The organism is Stenotrophomonas sp. 62841_Sma, assembly GCF_056482945.1.
On the sequence record NZ_CM151224.1, the window covers coordinates 4,461,338 to 4,478,328 of the forward strand.

Consider the following 16,991-nt stretch of genomic DNA (forward strand, 5'->3'; position numbering starts at 1 on the left):
TTCTTTGCAGGGCTGCGCCCTGCACCCGCCGAAGCAACAGCCGAAGCAACAGCAACGGCAACAGCGGGCATTCCGTGGTTTGGCGGGGTGGGCCCGGTTGCGGGGGACGCTGCAAGTACGTCCATGTAAGCTCGGTCGCCGCATCCATGCGGCTCACGCCCCCGCAACCGGACCCACCCCGCCTTCGACAGTTTGCTGCGGTCTGTTGGACATGCCGATGGGGTCAGATCCGTTTTCCGGAGGAAAACGGATCTGACCCCAGATTGATTTCGATATCTGACAGAAGTGTCGACCAAGGTCGACACCCACTGACAGCCGCAGGAATCTGTCAGAGGTGGGGCGGTGTCGGAGTGCGGGGTGTCAGCCGCATGGATGCGGCTGCCAAGCCTCCATGGACGGATTTACGGCGTCCCCGCACTCCGACACCGCCCCGCCAATCCACGGAATGCACGCTGTTGCTGTTGCTGTTGCTGTTGCTGTTGCCGTTGCTTCTGCTCGTAGCGGGTGCAGGGCGCAGCCCTGCAAAAAAACCCCTACTCCTACGGATCGCGGGTGATGTGGATGTCGGTCGGGGTCGACAGCGGAATGTTCCGCTCCGCCAGGATCTGCAGCAGGCTGAAGTACAGATCGCTGCGGGTCGCGTAGACCTGCCGCGGGCTGGCCACGTACGCGAAGCTGTTGATGGTGATCTGGCCACCGGCAATGCTGTCGATGTAAACCGTCGGGGCCGGCTGCTTCAGCACGTTGGTGTGCGCGGTGTACGCATCCAGCAGCGCCTGACGCAGGCTGCCGACATCGGTACTTGGCGGCACCGCGAACTGGATCTGGATGCGGCCCTGGTTGTTGCCCATCGTCATGTTGCGCACGGTCTTGGTGACCAGCTCGGAGTTGGGCACGATCAGGGTGGACTTGTCGCCCACCTGGATCTCGGTCGAGCGCAGGCTGATGCGGCGGATGTCGCCCTCTTGGTCGCCCAGCTTCACCCAGTCGCCGATCTTCACCGGACGCTCGGCCAGCAGGATCAGGCCGGAGACGAAGTTCTGTGTGATCACCTGCAGACCGAAACCAATACCCACTGACAACGCACTGACGAGCAGCGCCAGCTTGGTCAGCTCCAGCCCCATCGCCGTCAACGCCCAGATCACGGCGAGGATGATGCCGACGTAGCGGGTGACGGTACTGACCGAGTTGCGCGCCCCCAGGTCCAGTTCGGTCTTGGGCAGGTAGGTATCGGTCAGCCAGCGCTGCACCAGCTGGGTGATCGCCAGGCCGGCCAGGAGCACCACAACCGCCAGCACGATCTGCATCGGCTTCAGGGTGGTTCCGCCCAACGGAATGCCCGTGGTGAGCAGCGAAGTGAATCGCTCCACCACCGCACCGATGTTGCCGAACGGTGCCACCAGGGCAAGCAGCGTGAGCAGCACGACCACGGTACGCAGCGCCGCCGACAGCAGCACGCCGGCCTGCTCCAGCCGCGATACGCTCAGGCCGGTGCTGAGCAGAATGGTCTGGCCCACCTTGCTGTCGGCATTGAGCATCCACGTGCTCAGGTCATCGACGAATTTGAACAGCAGCGTCGCGGCCAGCACCACAATGCTGCCGTTGATCAGCTGCTGGTTCACGAATTTGGCGAAGTTCAGGTAGCCCATCAACGTCGCGACGATGGCGGCCACCACCGCGACGTTGCCCGCCACGCGTGCCAATACCAGCCAGCTGCTGCGGCGCACCGGAGTGGCCGCGCCCACGCCATCGGCCTGCGCCTCCAGCTTGGCCTCGGCCTCGGCGGTCTGCCGGCGATGCAGGCGCGCCAGGGTCACCAGCATGGCCATGATCAGGCCCAGGTAAGTCAGCGCAATCAGGCCATCCAGCGCCACCGTGGTGACGTCGCTGGTACGCGTGGCCTGATCGAGGGCCACCAGCACCGTGCTCAGCCAGGCCAGCGCCGCCGCGCCCCACGCGTACTTGCGCAGCTTGAGCGCGGCGGTGTCATCCAGATTCAGCAACCGCCACGACGGCCGCTTGGGAACCAGCATGCAGGCGCTGAGTGCCGCAATGAACGCAGCGCGGAACGTTGCGGTCTCCAACCCATCGGCCACCACCTGCAGGCGCGGCGCGATGGCATCGATCGCATCAAGCGCTGCCATCAGTACAACCACGGCATAGCCGGGCAGCAGTGTCCCCACCAGCAGCAGCCACATGGCCAGGCCGGAACGGCGCAGGCGACCGTCCGGCGCGCGCTCGGACTCCGCAAAGCGCCGCCCCAGCCTGCGCAGCCACAGCCGCAGCGGGAACATCATCACCAGCGCGGCCACCAGGCCCAGCAACGGCGTGCCCCAGCCATTGGCCCGGACGCCAGCGACAAACGTATCGCGCCCCTGCTCGGCCAACGGCGCGACGCGTGCGATATCGATCGGCAGGCGTTCGGCCACCTTGCTCCACAGTGCTGGAGACAACGGCGAGGCGACCTTCTTCCCCATGTCTTCGGCGCGTTGCGCAGTGAGCTGCTGGTCGATGTCGGCTGCCAGCTGCTGGGCACGCACGGCACTGGTCTTGGCCTGCGCTAAGGACGCGGCCAGGCCGTCGCGCTGCTTGTTGATGGTGCGCCGTTGTGCCGCCAGTTCAGGCGGCTCGGTGGTGCCTTCGGCAGGTGTGCCCAGCTGCGCCAGTTGTTCGTCGAGGCGAACCAGCTGTGGCTGCAGCTCCTTTTCCAGTGCCTCAGCATCCCGCCGCGCCTGCGAGGCATTCTCGGACAGCATCGCCAGCGTCTCGATGGCGGCCGCATCACCACGCTTGCGGTCGACCTCCTTCAGCCTTGCATCGATATCTGCCAGCTGCTGCTTCGGCGTGGGCTCATCATCCTGTGCCAGCACCGGCGCGGACAGCAGGAGGGCAGTGCACAGCATCAGGACCCACCAGGGCCCCCGTGCACGGATCGATCGCAGGAAAGAAGACAAGCCAGCCACACCGGTTCGCGCGGACCACCGCGCCTGCGCGCGACTATACGGCAGAGCCGGTCAAGGGCGGATGGACGGCCCTGGCAGCGTCGAGCATCAGTACTTCAGGCGCAGCTCTTCCACCGTCGGCTGCTGCAGCGCGTACCAGTCCTGGAACTCTTCCTCGGTAATCTCATCGGGCGCATACACCGCCACCGGGTGCCAGTCGTGGTCGGTCGGCAGCGGCTGGCGCGGGCCGGCACGCAGGCTGTAGGCCACGCCTTCGTAGTCGACCAGGTCATCGACCTGCGGCCACTGTTCGCGTGCGAACGCGGATTCACTCTTCAACAGGATCACCTGGTACATCGGCACCTCCACCTCGGTTAGATCAGGAAAACACGGCGCTGGCAGCAGGATACCGCCACGCCGGTGACAACGGGCGCTCCGCCGGGGCGACGGAACGTTCTGGACACGGCCATCGCCCCGGCTTCACCCGCCCATGGCAAGGCCATCGGCATCGTGGAGGCCCACCCCTGCCACGACCGCCGATGACCGAGCACCCGCCGCTGAAGACCGTTGCCGACCTCAGGCTGCCCCGCTATCTGGGCACCTGGTACGAGATCGCGCGCCTGCCGATGCGCCATGAACCGGAAGGCTGCACCGACGTGTCGGCGCACTACACCCTGCTCGACAACGGCAACGTCGGCGTCACCAACCGCTGCCGTATGGACGGCGAGGTCGAGGAAGCCACCGGCGAGGCCTGCGCCGTCGACAACGACAGCGCGCGCCTGGAGGTGAGCTTCCTGCCCAAGGGCCTGCGCTGGCTGCCGTTCGCCAAGGGCGACTACTGGGTGATCCAGGTCGCGCCGGACTACAGCGTGGCACTGGTCGGCAGCCCCGATCGCAAGTACCTGTGGCTGCTGGCCCGCGAGCCGCGCCTGGACGCGACCGTGCAGGACCATTATCTGGCGGCCGCCCGCCTGCAGGGCTTCGATCTGTCCGAACTGATCCAGACCCCGCATACCGGCCGTCCCACGGCCTGATCTACGGGCAATGGTGGACGCCAACCGACTCCGCCAATGACGTTATCCCCCATCGCGACATTCATCAGCAGCAGGCAAACTTCTGGTTTAACCAGTCCCCGAGAGACATGGAAGAGCAGCCATGGAATATCACCTGACAGAGGGACAGCTCAATGGCCCGGCTGAAATGTCGGCCACTGCTGGTCTGTCAGCCCGCGTGGGAGTGGCACTTCCCGAGAATTACCTTGAATTCCTTAGGGCGCACAACGGCGGCGAAGGATTTATTGGTGACAACTACATTGTCTTCTGGGAAGCAGAAGAGGTCATCGACTTCAATCGTGAGTATGAGGTTGAATCATACGCGCCGGGCATATTCCTGTTCGCTTCGGACGGCGGCGGGGAGGGCTATGGATTCGACACACTGGACGCAGCAATGCCGGTAGTGCGGATTCCATTCATTGGCATGGAACGTCAGTACGCCATCCCGGTAGCGAGTGACCTTCCCGACCTGTTCGCTCGATTGCTTGTAGATCAGCCTGCGGACGAGCATGAAATCGATCCGGCGAATTGACGCATGGACCTCAAGAGTGGCTACCCGTGGTGGGCGGTACGCAATGGATTGATCCAGGCGTTTCCGCCATTGGAAAAGGACCTGCGCTGCGACGTACTGGTGGTCGGCGGCGGCATCACCGGTGCGCTGATTGCCAACGAACTGTCCCGGCATGGCCACGACGTGGCAGTGATCGAGCAGCGCGACATCGGCTGGGGCAGCACCGCTGCCAGCACCGCGTTGCTGCAGTACGAGATCGATACCCATCTGCTGGAACTGGCGCAGCGCCATGGCCAGGACGCCGCCGCGCTTGCCTATCGGGCGTGTGCCGAGGCGATTCCGGCCCTGGGCGACGTGGCTCGCGGCCTGAAAGACGTTGATTTCCAGCGCATGGACAGCCTGTACCTGGCCAGCCGCCATCGCGACGTGCCGCGCCTGATGGCCGAGGGTGAGGCGCGGCGCGGCATCGGTCTGGATGCCCGCTGGCTCGGCTCGGAGGCACTGCAGGAACGCTTCGACGTGGACGCCGGCGGTGCCCTGCTCACGCGCCAGGCGGCGCGGGTCGATCCCTATCGCCTGACCTATGGGTTGCTGCAGCGCGTGCGCCGGCGCGGCGGCCAGGTGCATGACCGCACGGTGCTGCACACGCTCACTCCCTCCGCACGCGGCGTGAGCGCCCTCACCGAGGACGGCGCCACGATCCACGCCCGCCACGTGGTGCTGGCAATGGGCTATGCCAACCAACGCTGGCTGCATCAGCGCGTCGCACGCAACCGCAGCAGCTATGCCTTCATCACCGACCCGATCGATGCGGACGTGCTGGGCCGGCTGCGCAACACGATGGTGTGGGAGAGCGCACGCCCGTACCTCTACCTGCGCGCCACCGGCGACCGCCGCCTGCTGGTGGGCGGGCTGGACGACGCCATCGACATCCCCGCCCGCCGCGATCGGCGCGTAGAGCGCAAGGCCGACAAGCTGATGAAACAGCTCCAGCACTGGTTCCCGCGGCTGGATCCGGTGCCCGCCTTCTCCTGGGCCGGCACCTTCGCCGAAACCGCCGACGGCCTGCCTTTCTTCGGCCCGCACGATCAGTGGGGGCCACGGGTGCATTTCGCCATGGCCTACGGCGGCAACGGCATCACTTATTCGATGATCGGCGCCCAGCTGCTGCGGGCCCGGATCGAGCGGCGCAGGCATGCGCTGGAAGGGCTGTTCGGGTTCGGGCGGCTGTGACCTGCAGCCAGGCATGGCCTGGCTCTACCCCAATCCGGCGCCGACAGGCATCATTCAAGCAACCCCTGCTAGCGTCGGCCTGTACCGCCGCGTGTTGCGTGGCCACCTGTCCGCTGGAGCGCCGTCATGATCCGCCCCCTGACCCTGCTGCTGTGCCTGGCCCTGCCGGGAACCGTGCTGGCCCAGTCCGCCGCTGGCGCCACCGCGCCGCAGGCCGCCGGCCTGGACCTGACGCTGCCGCAGGCGCCGATGCGCTACCTCAACGACCCGGCCCTGCAGCAGGACCCGCCGGGCACGTACTACGGTGACAAGAGCGGCCCGCGCGTGCACGACGACGCGAAGATAGCCGACGTCACCGACGACAAGGTCAAAGTGTCCGGCAGCTTCACTACCGGCATCGGCTATTCCAAGAACGGTGGCAACAGCCACTACAACGCCGCCACGCTGAACCTGAGCAAGAACTACACCACCGATGAAGGCAAGACCCACGGGGTCAACGTCAACATCCACGTGAGCGAAGGCAAGGGCCCGGGCTTCTACGGCCCGTACGGCGGCTACTACGGCCGCGGCCCGGGCTACTGGGATTACCCGCCGCCGTTTGGCTGGTAAGCGCCGACCCATCGATTGGGACATCCCTCGGCTGGTAGGTGTCGACCTTGGTCGACACGCTCTGGGTTTCACGCAGATCCAGGCCGTCATCACCCGCACCTGCGAATCTAAATGCGCAGTGACCGATAAGGGCAAGGCAGACCACCAACGCCATTAATTTGACGGCAATGGATTTGCTATGGGTTGTATTGCAAATCTGCGCGGCTCAGGTCATCGTCGCCATCAGGGGCTCGCCAGAAGCTGGGCGAGGTTGGACGAAGTACCGTACAAGGAAGCACGGCTCAATGAGCATTGGACTCGGCATCGCGAGGCCTCACGTCGCACGCTGGTTGTTGCGTCAGCGGCAGAAGAGCCGTTGGCGTAAGAAGCATTGTCGCTTTTCGACCGACACCGCCCCCCTCGATTTCCAGTTTGGCCGACCGCCGTCTGCGGCGTCTTTGCTGACACGATCAATACAAGCCTTCGAATGGCGGGCGATTTCCCCGCCGAAGCAGCGCGGCGTCGCACCGGCTTCTGTGGCGTGCGACAGGTTGTGTCGCATTCATCGATCAAGCTCAAGGCAACGGCGTCGCTGAACGTCGCACCACCGCCATGAGCGTCGATCAGAAAATGAGCTCCCGCAAGAAGAAAGACCCAACACGACGCAACGTCGTGCTGCTACGTCTGATTCCCCGTTACCCCGCAAGCATCTCGACGGTGCAGCTGCGTGATGCGCTGCTTCAGGAGGATCCTGACTTCGATATCAGCCCACGATCATTGCAGCGCGACCTGGAAGGAATGCTCAATGGCCGTTTCAACCTCATGTGTTCGAAGGACCACGAGGACGCAGCAATCAGGCGAAAACGGCCCTATCGCTGGTCATACGAGCCGCATGCGCGGGCAGGAGCTCCAGTAATGAGCTCGGCTGAAGCACTGGCCCTTTGCCTGTCTGAGAATCACCTGCGGCACCTTCTTCCCCCTGATGTCATGGCCCTGCTCGGGCCGCACTTCTCGGATGCACACTCTCGTATCAATGGCCAGATATCGGGTGGTCACGGTCGCTGGGCCCAGCGAGTGCGCAGCATACCCAATGGCAAGGCGCTGCTGCCCGCGGTGGTGGATGGAACCGTCTGGAACACGGTTGCCGAGGCACTGCTGCATCAACGCCAGCTACAAGTAGATTATCTCAGTCGCACAAAAGGCGAGAGCAAACGCATGACCCTTCATCCCAAGGGTCTCGTTTCGCGCGGACCAGCGAGCTATCTGATAGCAAGCGTGTCCGGCTACCAGGATGTACGCCACTTTGCACTGCATCGCATCGCTCAGGCGTCGCTTCTGGATATTCGCTCCGATGATGATGGGTTCGAGATGGACCACTATCTGCCTGGTGCAGCGTTCACGCCGCGGCAAGGCTCGGGAAACATCGAACTGATTGCCGACATCCATCCCCAGCTTGCTTGGACGCTCCGGGAAACACCACTGTGCGAAGACCAGCATCTTGAAGCGCTGGAGGCTACGGACTGGGTCCGTATCCACGCACACCTGCCAGACGACCAGGAGAATTTCTGGTGGCTGTACAGCCTGGGGGACAACATCCGGGTCCTTGAGCCCAGTGGGCTTCGCGAAGCCATTCTTGACCGCAACCAACGCGTCATTTCCCTTTACTGATCATTGTGCGATCCCGCACAGAGCATGCTGATTACCGAGAGAAATTCCATGGAAGATCAAACCAGAAAAGCAATCCCGGCCGCTGTCAGTGTCTGTCCAATCTGGACGGGAGCCGCTGCCGAGAAGGTCGGCCAGATGATCCACCAGATTGATCAGAGCACCATGCTCATGCAACGAATTGCTTCGACTGCCCAGAATAAAGCGATCAAAGGCGGATTTGCGGCCGAAGCGTGGCATGCCGAAACGTTCAATCTTGATGCGATCCTGAAAGACAAGGATGTCCGTGCGTTCACCGACACGTTCAGCAACAGCCCACTATCACGCAATCACACGACCCACGATATCGTTGTGATGAAAGGGGATGAGCAGCTGCTGGGTGCGCAGCTCAAGTACTTCAAAGATGCTGATGCAACCCAGAAGGCCTTCCGCTCAAGCAAGGACGGCATTCATCGTTACCAAGACAGCGATCTGTTCGTAGGGCCGTCCGACCAGATAGAGGGTATCCGTCAGTCCGCCCAGCGCGACGTGTTGAAGAACCAGCAGAAGCGTCCCGCCGTGTCCGAGGCTGCGGCCAAGGTCCGCGACAAAGCTGCAGACAGCATAGAGGTCGATGGAGCCGCCTCAACTCCACTCAGCAAGCGCGATGCCGAACAGCTTGGCACGGGTAGCGCAGAGGGGAAAGCTGCTCACAAACAGATGCAGGATGGCTACCTGAACAGGGCGACGCTGCAGCAGAGCATGCGTGCCGCTGGCTCCGCCGCACTGGTTACCTCGGTGATCGCCGGCAGCATCAACACCTTCCAGCACCTGCAGCACGTCCGCGATGGAAAGATCACTACCGAACAAGCCGTACACCGGATCCTGCAGAACACCGTCATAGCCGCTGGCGATGCGGCGCTCAAAGCCGGCACGGCGACCGCAAGCGTTGCACTGGCCACCCGCGCCATGCCGGCCCTGTTTGCAGGTGCTGGCTTCACCAGCGTCCTTGCCCGCGGTGGTGTCGCCGGCGCGGCCGTGTGCGCCGTCGACTTGGTCCAGTGCCTGGTGATGGTCGGGGTTGGCCGCATGACGTTTGCAGAGCTGGAGACACGGACCGGCACCAACATCCTGCAGACCAGCGCGGGCGTCCTGGGCTCCTCCATCGGCGCGACGCTGGGCATGGTGGGCGGGCCACCGGGTGCCCTTGTCGGCGGCATCATCGGCGGCATCATTGCCTCGATGGCAATGACCATCGCCGTGGACAACCACGTCGAAAAAGCATTCCGCTTGACGCTGGAAGGAACCCGCGAGGTCGTTGAGAACGGGCTGTCACTGCAGCAATCCCTTGAGCTGCTGCAGGAATCCCAACTGTTCTATGCCGATTTCCACAAGGGACTGGTGCTCTCTGAAAAGCACTTTTCAGGGCAGATAGCGACCCTGAAAGCCCAAAGTCGTCAACTTCGCGAAAAACTCAACCGTCTGTAAGGCCAGCCATGAACAGCATCATCGAAGACACATCCATGGACGTTTTCCATTCGTCGCTCGACGCGGACGAACAGCGAGCAGTCGCAGATCTTGTTGAACGTCACCGCGGCAATGCGGCCATGACCCAGCGATTGGCGCTGGATGCGTCCCGACTGCTGACCAGCAGCCAGGACCGGCTGCAGAAGCAGGCTGGGGCCGGCTTCTGCAAACGTCTGCTCGGCGCCATCAGCGGCTCGACCCGCAACAATGCGCTTGCCAACCAACATGACACGCTGAAGATCCAGAAGATTGCCTGGTACTATCTCCAACAGCTTCAGCAGCAGAACCTGATCAACGCTCAGGCCATCGCCGTCATCCGCAACAATCTCGGGACGATGAATGAGTTCATCATCGAAACCCGCTGTTTCCTCGACGAGGCAATCGACAGGATTGGCAACCGGCTTCGCCCCCTTGAAAACAATGTCCGGCTCAACAAGTGGTCGCTGAACATCGAGGCAAACAAGCGGCGCTATCGCTCACTCCCGCGCTCGCTTCTTGTCGTACAGCTCGCTTATGACTTCATGCTCAAGCACCAGGATATCGAGCTGACGCTGGAGGACATCAATCACCTGGTGGTGACGCTTGAGAATCTTGGCGTCAACTGTGATGACGAGGCCCGCCTGCTTGACTTCATCATCGACCTCATCGACCAGATGGATGTTACTGGCATCGATCTTTACCGACGCAACATCCAAATCGTCACCGAAGACATTGAGATCGAGTCCGCGTTCATCCAGTCCAATGTTTCCGGCATCGGATTCAATGCGCTCTACTATCTGTCCGACCAGCACAGCAGGATCATGGCGCTGATCAGCGACGATGAGCTGTGCAATTCAGATGCCGCGCGTGAGAAAATCATCTCCCGCATCTTTGGTGACGAGTTCGACGGCCTGGCAACGACGTACACGTTGCGTGACCTGGTCGCAGAGATCGTGGGCGGGGGCCTGCTGGCCATCGCCATTTACCGCGACATCAATGGGCTTGACGTCCAGGCCGACGTATTTCCGCCCCCTGAAGAGCAGCAAGAGCAGATCTCGCTGGTTTCCCGGCTACCGGACATCAAGCAGCACAGCTTCCTTGATGCAGCCGAGGACGCAGACCAGCGGCGCACCTACATCGAGTTGCTGTCGCTCTGCCTGCCGGATGCTTCGGAGTGCGGACCACTCGGCCGCGACTTCATCAACCACCTGGCCGCCAAGGCTGATACGCCTACGGCAGTGTCGCGCTTCCTCTCGAGGGACACCCGCGGCCACATGCAGGCTGAACAGCTGGAAGAGCTGCGCGTGCTGCTGACCGATGACAATCGCGTGTACTGCTGGCTGTTGGATGCATTCTTCCTGCTCTCCATTGAAGGACGAAAAATTGAGAGTCCGCAGGTAATGCGCATCCTCGGAGTGCTCAAGCCAGCACAGTTCAAGGAGCAGCTTGCAGCCATCCAGTCGGTACTCGCGGATGAGGATCACGAACGTGTGCTGCAGGCAGGCGCGCGGCTGTCGCGGCTGACTGCTGGCTGGTCCAACGTTCTGCGCTATCGTGAATTCAGCCTCGTTGACACCTTCACTGATGCCAGGCGAGAGCTCCACGCAGCAAGCCTGGCGGCCATCAACCTCTCCGGTGACCTGAGCAAGGCCGGCATGAAGGCCATCGATTACAGCTACTTCCTTGGCGCCTCTCCCTTTGATGAAGGGATTTTCAGCAAATTCACCAACGCGGTGGGATCTACGGCCTTCTCGGTGGGTCGAAAGTCCTGTGCCAATACGCTGAACCAGATGCGCGGCAAGGTGGTTGATCTGCTCGCCACCCACGCCGGTGCCTTGTCTTCAGCCAATGCGCTGGTAAGTCGGTTCGGACTCCCCAGATTCGACTTCGAGAACGATTCCGGATACGCGGACTTTGATCTCGACAACTCTGCAGAAAATGAGCAGTGGAGCGATCAGTTCGAGCACTATCAGCGGCGTTTGGAGAAAACACTGGATAGCTTCTCGAGCGCCTGCGACGATGCCGACTGCCAGCTGGGACTGTTCGCAGAAGGAGACTTCTCCACACCTGTACTCGAACGGCGCTTGCGTGAACGGGAGCTTGCACTCCAGAAGCAGCGCGAGAAGAACCTGGCCAGCCGTTCGGCTACGGTGGAGAAGGACGGTCAGGTGCTGCTTGTCAGCATCGATTGGGAAGATATCACCTCCCCACCCTGCGACCCGGAGCAGATCCGGGATATGAAGACCAACGGTGACCGCTGGCTGGTTGCCACGCAAGAAGGCCGCTACTACCTCAGTGATGACCGCGTGCAGTGGGAGGAGGTCCACCCCTTTGGCGTGGAAACCACTTCGACCAAGAATATCCTCGTGGTCAGCGGCACCTGGATTCTCACCGGGTACAGCGAAGGCTTTGCATACTCGTCCGACGGCCGTCACTGGAATCGAACGTCGTATCCCATCAACGAAGGGGATTATTCCTGTTCGCCTACAGATGACATCGTACAGTTCGAAGGCATCTGGATCTGGCGATTCCTCCGCGACTGTAGTTACAAGTACACCAAGAAGGGGTTGGTGTTCGATTCAGAGGAGACTGGCAGCTATCGCGAGACGGTGCTGTTTGCCACTCAGTCGTTGGACAGCCCTTGGTCCCGCTGGGAAGGCACACCCAACTTGCCAGAGGGTATGGAGGTTGACGCCCTGCGTGCACTTCCGGGCCATCACTCATTGCTGATCTTCTGCACCTACAATTGGATCTACGGCAATGACAAGAAGAAGACTGAACTCGAGCCCGCTGTAAAGTACTTCGTGCCCGGCAAAGGATGGCGCAATTGCACGTGGGAGGGACGGATGAACCATGGTTCCGGTGTATTGGTCACTCGGATGGCCGATCATCTGCTGTGCTTTGGATCCAACGAGTTGTTCCGTGCTACCAAAGCCTACGAATGGAGCCGGGACAAGGACAGTATTTCCGTACGAGACGCCTTCCACTTGGAGAACATGAGCGTCTTCTGGCACACAAGCCACAGCAAGCTCCTGCTCAGCCAGGATGGCCGGACGTTCGCGGATCTGACCCTTGAAGACGGCTGTTGGAACTACCTGTGCGCCAACGACCAGGGACTTCTGAGCGTGTACTCACCCAATTCGCATGAGACCTGGCTGCGTACTGGACGCTGGCGCGTCCAGCCGCAGCACTGACCGACCATAAGACAAGACGCTGGCCTTCCGGCCAGCGTCAACGTCCGGACCACGTATAGGTTCCGAACGAGCGACAGGATGTGTCGCAGCGACCCAGCAAGCTTGGTTTGTCGCTGCAATCCCGCAGCTTGGTAAGGAAACTACGTGGAAGAACTATCGCCGCTGTTGATCGCTTTCAATCTGCTCATCCTGCTGCCGTTGGAAATGTACGCCCTTATCCGGGGTATCAATGTCCAGCGCTACAATCTCGGTATAGCAAAGGGCCGCCGCTACGCCGATGGATTCTGGTGGCGTCAGGCCACCGCTCTGGCCAGATCGCGCGCAGCCAGGGGTGGCAACTTCCTTGCCACGGTCATTCTCGCGTCGATGGGCCTGGCGATCTCACTGTTTTCGGGAGCCTGGCTGGACACTGCCATCTGCAGCTACGTGCTCATCAATGCACTTGTAGCAGCGAACTTCTTTGCGGCTCAACTGCCAATCATCGAGGCTGAACGTGGGGAGGCCGATGGCTGAAAAGGCTTGGGCCGGATGTACCTTTTCCGCCGACCAAAATTAGCATATTCCAACCCACGCCATCCGACCGGTAGGTGTCGACCTTGGTCGACACGCTTTCTCCCCGTGTGCCGGCCAGCGGCCGGCACCTACCGGCACGCGAATCAATCCAGCCAGCCGTCGCGCTCGCTGTGCAGGATGCGGCCGTCATAGCCGCTCAGGCGCACGTCCACCTTCTGGTTGCGGGCATTGCGGGCTTCCAGCGACCAGGTCGCACCATCGCGTTCCAGCGAATGGATCTCGCGCAGGCCATGCGCCTGTGCCCGTGCCAGCACCTGCTCGGTGGTCAACAGCGCGCGGCCGCTGTGCTCGTCGAAGATCTCGCCGGTCTTGGGGTCAACGTAGACCTCGCTGAAGCGGCCATCGGCGCGGCTCACGTCAGCCTCCCACAGGCCATCATCGCGTTCGATCTCGTGGATCTGGGTGTAGCCGGCCTTGCGCAGGGTCTGTTCGACCTGGGCCATGCCCAGCGGTGCAGCCTGTGCGGCCGGTGCGATGGCCAGCAGAGCAACAGTGGCGAGGGTGAGCGACTTCAACATGGGGGTTCTCCTGTTCGTGTTCGTGGCCGGACCATCCCGGCAACGCCACAATGCACCCCGTGGTTAACAGCTCCTTAGCCGGCACTGTTAGCCAGCTGTTAGTCAGCCCCGGCACACTCACGCCTGTTCCTACAGCCCGCCCTGCGCCCCGATGCTCTCCACCCTGCCCCTGCTGCTGGCCCTGGCCAGCGCCCCCACCGCCGCCGCACCGGCACAGGACCCGGCGCAGCAGGTCGCGCGCCGCGCCGTGCAGCAGGGCCGCTACGTGCCGTTGGAAAGCGTGGTGCGCGATGCGCTCAAGCGCTTTCCGGGCCAGCTGCTGGAAGTGGAGCTGGACGACGGCGTCTACGAAGTGGAGATCCTGCGCGGCGACGGCGTGGTAGTGGAGCTGGACTATGATGCGCGCAGCGGAAAGCTGCTGAAGACGGAGCTCGACGACTGATGCGCATCCTGTTGGCCGAAGACGATGCCGCGCTGGCACAGCGCCTGCTGCCCCTGCTGGAGCAGGCCGGCTACGTGGTGCACGTGGTCGCCGACGGCCGCCAGGCCGAGGAGATCGGCCAGATCGAAGATCTGCAGGCCGCCATCGTCGACCTGGGCCTGCCCGGATTGGACGGACTGAGCGTGATCGAGCGCTGGCGCGGCAACGGCCGCAGCTTCCCGGTGCTGGTGCTGACCGCGCGCGGGCGCTGGCACGACAAGCTGGCTGGGTTCGATGCCGGTGCCGATGACTATCTCACCAAGCCGTTCCAGGCCGATGAGCTGGTGCTGCGCCTGCGCGCCCTGATCCGCCGCAGCCACGGCCACGCCAGCCCGCGCCTGCACTGCGGCCCGCTGCAGCTGGACGTCAACGCCGGCCGCTTTGAACTGGATGGGCAGGCGCTGGCGCTGAGCCCGCAGGAGTTCCGCCTGCTCAGCTACTTCATCCACCACAGCGGCCAGGTGATCGGCCGCGACCGGCTGGGTGAACAGGTGTTCGACTGCGGCCATGACCCGGACTCCAACGCACTTGACGTGCTGCTCGGGCGGGTGCGCCGCAAGCTCGGCATCGATCTGATCCAGACCGTACGCGGCCAGGGTTGGCGGCTGGCCGCGCCGTGAGCCGGCAACCCTCGCTGCGACGGCGCCTGCTGCTGGCTGGCGGTGTCGGCCTGCTGCTGGTCTCGCTGCTGGCCAGTGCACTGCTGGGCGAGCTGTTCAAGCGCAGCGCGCGCGATCGCTTCGACCATGAACTGCAGCAGGACATGCTGACCCTGCTGGCGCAGGCCGAAGTGGATGCGGACGGACAGCTGCGCCTGCGCCAGGAACCCAATGACGCGCGCTTCCAGCGTGTGTTCTCCGGTGCCTATTGGCAGATCGCCGGCGCCGATGGCCGCGTACTGCTGCAATCGCGCTCGCTGTGGGATGAAACCCTGCCCGTCACAGCCAGCGGGCCGGCCACGCGCAATCTGAGTGGGCCGCTGCAGCAATCCCTGCGCGCACGCGTGCAGCAGGTGCGCCTGCCACGCGCCAACGAACCGTTCGTGGCCGTGGTCGCAACCGATCGCAGCGCGCTGGATGCAGACGTTGCCGCGTTCCGCCAGCGTACTGCCATCGCGCTGGGTGTGCTGGTCGCGGCGTGGCTGGCGGTGCTGGCCAGCCAGGTGCACTTCGGATTGCGTCCATTGCATCGCCTCGGTGCACAGCTGGAACGGGTGCGGCGCGGCGACGCGCAGCGCATCGATACACGGAGGTTGGGTGCGGAGGTTGCACCGCTGGGCGAGGAGCTCAACGCGTTGCTGGAGCATCAGCAACGCATGGTCGCGCGCGCGCGCACCAGTGCACAGGATCTGGCGCATGCGCTGAAAACCCCGCTGAGCGTGCTGGCCACTGAGGCCGACGGCGACGGCGCGGACTGGCGCGCCACCGTACGCGAGCAGAGTGCGCGTATGCAGGCCAGCGTCGACCGTTACCTGGCCGCAGGGTTGGCCGCCGACCATCGCCAGCGCACCGACGTGGCGGCAGTCGCACAGGCGATGTGCCGGCTGATGGCACGCGTGCATGGCGAACGTGGCATCACGTTCACGGCGGCTGGTATCGATCCGGCACTGCAGTTCACCGGTGCCAGTGCGGACCTGGAGGAGATGCTGGGCAATCTGCTGGACAACGCCGGCAAGTGGGCGAAGCAACAGGTGGACGTCACTGCAGACACCAGCGAAGGGCAGTTGCGCATTGAGGTACGCGACGACGGCCCCGGGCTGGCTGCAGACGCGCTGGAACAGGTCACCCAGCGTGGCGTGCGGCTGGATGAGCGCGAGGGCAGCAGTGGGCTGGGCCTGGCGATTGTGGGTGATATCGCTGCCAGTTATGGCGGGCGGTTGGCACTGGAGAATGCGCAGCCGGGATTGCGGGCCACGTTGTGGTTGCCGGTGGCGTGAGGCGGCCAACCTGACGGTGGGTAGTGCCGGCCGCTGGCCGGCAACCACGTGGTCACCGGGAACACCGTTCGCCGTGCATCCGGTAGGTGTCGACCTTGGTCGACACGCATCAAAAGCGCCGACCAAGGTCGGCATCTACCAAAGCAGTGCATCAGTTCCCTCGGCCATCGTGCACCCGGTAGGTGTCGACCTTGGCCAACCCAACGGCGGGTAGTGCCGGCCGCTGGCCGGCAACCACGTGATCACCGGGAACGCCCTGCGGAAGCCGGCCAGCGGCCGGCTCTACCAAGCGCCAATCCGACCGGTCGCCGTGCACCCGGTAGGTGTCGACCTTGGTCGACACGCATCAAAAGCGCCGACCAAGGTCGGCATCTACCAAAGCAGTGCATCAGTTCCCTCGGCCATCGCGCCCCCTGTAGGTGTCGACCTTGGTCGACACGCACCCAGCATCAACGGTGATGCATCCACCAGCAATCAATCGCGTCCAGCACGATGTGGATGATCAAACCGATGCCGAACAACCGCGTCTTCTTCGGCACGCACAGCCCCGCATAGACCGCGATGGCCGGTGCAGTGTGCAGCGGGTGGAACCCGATACTGCAGCGGTTCGGTGCATAGATCGGATCGGCCAGCAGGTGGTCCAGATCGATGATCCAGCCCAGCAGCATCAGCAGCCACGCCGAGGCGAAGCGCTTGCGCCAGAACAGCCATGCCAGCAGGGCTGGCACGGCGGCATGCAGGAACAGGTGGAAGATCGCGCGCGCGCTCATCGGGGCCGGTAGCGCCGGGCCATGCCCGGCGTTCCCGTTGACC

Annotated in this window: 15 protein-coding genes; 11 read left to right on the top strand and 4 right to left on the bottom strand. The window is 63.3% G+C overall.

Features of this window, described 5'->3' with window-relative positions:
- Positions 1-539 precede the first annotated feature (539 nt).
- Together ACZK5G_RS20795 and ACZK5G_RS20800 are read right to left on the bottom strand one after the other, a co-directional pair.
- Positions 540-2,903, bottom strand: coding sequence for a DUF3772 domain-containing protein (locus ACZK5G_RS20795; protein ID WP_478464635.1), 2,364 nt, complete (start codon positions 2,901-2,903; stop codon positions 540-542).
- Positions 2,904-3,050: 147 nt separating this feature from the next.
- Positions 3,051-3,299 (bottom strand): hypothetical protein, encoded by a 249-nt coding sequence (locus ACZK5G_RS20800; RefSeq protein ID WP_006399378.1) that lies wholly within the window; start codon positions 3,297-3,299, stop codon positions 3,051-3,053.
- A 182-nt stretch (positions 3,300-3,481) separates the two neighbouring features.
- On the opposite strand from ACZK5G_RS20800, the gene ACZK5G_RS20805 reads away from it, so the two are divergent.
- The 8 genes from ACZK5G_RS20805 (at position 3,482) to ACZK5G_RS20840 (ending at position 13,183) form a co-directional block, all read left to right on the top strand.
- Complete coding sequence (locus ACZK5G_RS20805; RefSeq protein ID WP_478464636.1) at positions 3,482-3,976, top strand: lipocalin family protein; 495 nt, start codon at positions 3,482-3,484, stop codon at positions 3,974-3,976.
- A gap of 121 nt (positions 3,977-4,097) precedes the next feature.
- On the top strand, positions 4,098-4,526 hold the full coding sequence (locus tag ACZK5G_RS20810) for an SMI1/KNR4 family protein (RefSeq protein ID WP_478464638.1): 429 nt from the start codon (positions 4,098-4,100) through the stop codon (positions 4,524-4,526).
- 3 nt (positions 4,527-4,529) lie between these two features.
- Entirely contained in the window at positions 4,530-5,738 is a 1,209-nt protein-coding gene (locus tag ACZK5G_RS20815; protein ID WP_478464640.1) for an NAD(P)/FAD-dependent oxidoreductase, read from the top strand.
- A 126-nt stretch (positions 5,739-5,864) separates the two neighbouring features.
- Positions 5,865-6,347 (top strand): hypothetical protein, encoded by a 483-nt coding sequence (locus ACZK5G_RS20820; RefSeq protein ID WP_049400799.1) that lies wholly within the window; start codon positions 5,865-5,867, stop codon positions 6,345-6,347.
- Between the two features lie 591 nt (positions 6,348-6,938).
- Positions 6,939-7,994: a helix-turn-helix transcriptional regulator gene (locus ACZK5G_RS20825; protein WP_478464642.1), complete on the top strand. Its 1,056-nt coding sequence runs from the start codon at positions 6,939-6,941 to the stop codon at positions 7,992-7,994.
- Positions 7,995-8,018: 24 nt separating this feature from the next.
- Positions 8,019-9,458 carry a hypothetical protein gene (locus tag ACZK5G_RS20830; RefSeq protein ID WP_107432605.1) on the top strand — a complete coding sequence of 480 codons (1,440 nt, stop codon included), beginning with the start codon at positions 8,019-8,021 and terminating at the stop codon, positions 9,456-9,458.
- Between the two features lie 8 nt (positions 9,459-9,466).
- The gene (locus ACZK5G_RS20835) at positions 9,467-12,670 is read left to right on the top strand and encodes a hypothetical protein (protein ID WP_478464644.1); all 3,204 of its coding nucleotides are present in this window, start codon (positions 9,467-9,469) and stop codon (positions 12,668-12,670) included.
- 144 nt (positions 12,671-12,814) lie between these two features.
- On the top strand, positions 12,815-13,183 hold the full coding sequence (locus ACZK5G_RS20840) for a hypothetical protein (RefSeq protein ID WP_478464646.1): 369 nt from the start codon (positions 12,815-12,817) through the stop codon (positions 13,181-13,183).
- A gap of 143 nt (positions 13,184-13,326) precedes the next feature.
- Here ACZK5G_RS20840 and ACZK5G_RS20845 read toward each other — a convergent pair whose 3' ends face one another.
- The gene (locus tag ACZK5G_RS20845) at positions 13,327-13,761 is read right to left on the bottom strand and encodes a PepSY domain-containing protein (protein WP_032127132.1); all 435 of its coding nucleotides are present in this window, start codon (positions 13,759-13,761) and stop codon (positions 13,327-13,329) included.
- A gap of 151 nt (positions 13,762-13,912) precedes the next feature.
- Here ACZK5G_RS20845 and ACZK5G_RS20850 point away from each other — a divergent pair, with 151 nt between their 5' ends.
- From ACZK5G_RS20850 to ACZK5G_RS20860, 3 genes are read left to right on the top strand one after another with little or no spacing between them, the layout of a single operon-like run.
- Positions 13,913-14,203 carry a PepSY domain-containing protein gene (locus ACZK5G_RS20850; protein WP_005411366.1) on the top strand — a complete coding sequence of 97 codons (291 nt, stop codon included), beginning with the start codon at positions 13,913-13,915 and terminating at the stop codon, positions 14,201-14,203.
- Positions 14,203-14,862: a response regulator transcription factor gene (locus ACZK5G_RS20855; RefSeq protein WP_478464647.1), complete on the top strand. Its 660-nt coding sequence runs from the start codon at positions 14,203-14,205 to the stop codon at positions 14,860-14,862. The genes ACZK5G_RS20850 and ACZK5G_RS20855 overlap by 1 nt, the downstream gene beginning before the upstream one ends.
- The gene (locus ACZK5G_RS20860) at positions 14,859-16,178 is read left to right on the top strand and encodes a sensor histidine kinase (protein ID WP_478464649.1); all 1,320 of its coding nucleotides are present in this window, start codon (positions 14,859-14,861) and stop codon (positions 16,176-16,178) included. Before ACZK5G_RS20855 ends, ACZK5G_RS20860 begins: the two co-directional genes overlap by 4 nt.
- Positions 16,179-16,627: 449 nt before the next feature.
- Here the strand turns inward: ACZK5G_RS20860 and ACZK5G_RS20865 are convergent, their stop codons facing one another.
- Positions 16,628-16,948 carry a DUF6122 family protein gene (locus ACZK5G_RS20865; protein ID WP_005411369.1) on the bottom strand — a complete coding sequence of 107 codons (321 nt, stop codon included), beginning with the start codon at positions 16,946-16,948 and terminating at the stop codon, positions 16,628-16,630.
- Positions 16,949-16,991 lie beyond the last annotated feature (43 nt).

Excerpts from the sequence above, each read along its gene's own strand:
- ACZK5G_RS20850 (WP_005411366.1), top strand. The coding sequence starts at position 13,913 with ATGCTCTCCACCCTGCCCCTGCTGCTGGCCCTGGCCAGCGCCCCCACC.
- ACZK5G_RS20810 (WP_478464638.1), top strand. The coding sequence starts at position 4,098 with ATGGAATATCACCTGACAGAGGGACAGCTCAATGGCCCGGCTGAAATG.
- ACZK5G_RS20820 (WP_049400799.1), top strand. The coding sequence starts at position 5,865 with ATGATCCGCCCCCTGACCCTGCTGCTGTGCCTGGCCCTGCCGGGAACC.
- ACZK5G_RS20855 (WP_478464647.1), top strand. The coding sequence starts at position 14,203 with ATGCGCATCCTGTTGGCCGAAGACGATGCCGCGCTGGCACAGCGCCTG.
- ACZK5G_RS20795 (WP_478464635.1), bottom strand. The coding sequence starts at position 2,903 with ATGCTGTGCACTGCCCTCCTGCTGTCCGCGCCGGTGCTGGCACAGGAT.
- ACZK5G_RS20830 (WP_107432605.1), top strand. The coding sequence starts at position 8,019 with ATGCTGATTACCGAGAGAAATTCCATGGAAGATCAAACCAGAAAAGCA.
- ACZK5G_RS20815 (WP_478464640.1), top strand. The coding sequence starts at position 4,530 with ATGGACCTCAAGAGTGGCTACCCGTGGTGGGCGGTACGCAATGGATTG.
- ACZK5G_RS20805 (WP_478464636.1), top strand. The coding sequence starts at position 3,482 with ATGACCGAGCACCCGCCGCTGAAGACCGTTGCCGACCTCAGGCTGCCC.
- ACZK5G_RS20800 (WP_006399378.1), bottom strand. The coding sequence starts at position 3,299 with ATGTACCAGGTGATCCTGTTGAAGAGTGAATCCGCGTTCGCACGCGAA.
- ACZK5G_RS20845 (WP_032127132.1), bottom strand. The coding sequence starts at position 13,761 with ATGTTGAAGTCGCTCACCCTCGCCACTGTTGCTCTGCTGGCCATCGCA.
- ACZK5G_RS20835 (WP_478464644.1), top strand. The coding sequence starts at position 9,467 with ATGAACAGCATCATCGAAGACACATCCATGGACGTTTTCCATTCGTCG.
- ACZK5G_RS20865 (WP_005411369.1), bottom strand. The coding sequence starts at position 16,948 with ATGAGCGCGCGCGCGATCTTCCACCTGTTCCTGCATGCCGCCGTGCCA.
- ACZK5G_RS20825 (WP_478464642.1), top strand. The coding sequence starts at position 6,939 with ATGAGCGTCGATCAGAAAATGAGCTCCCGCAAGAAGAAAGACCCAACA.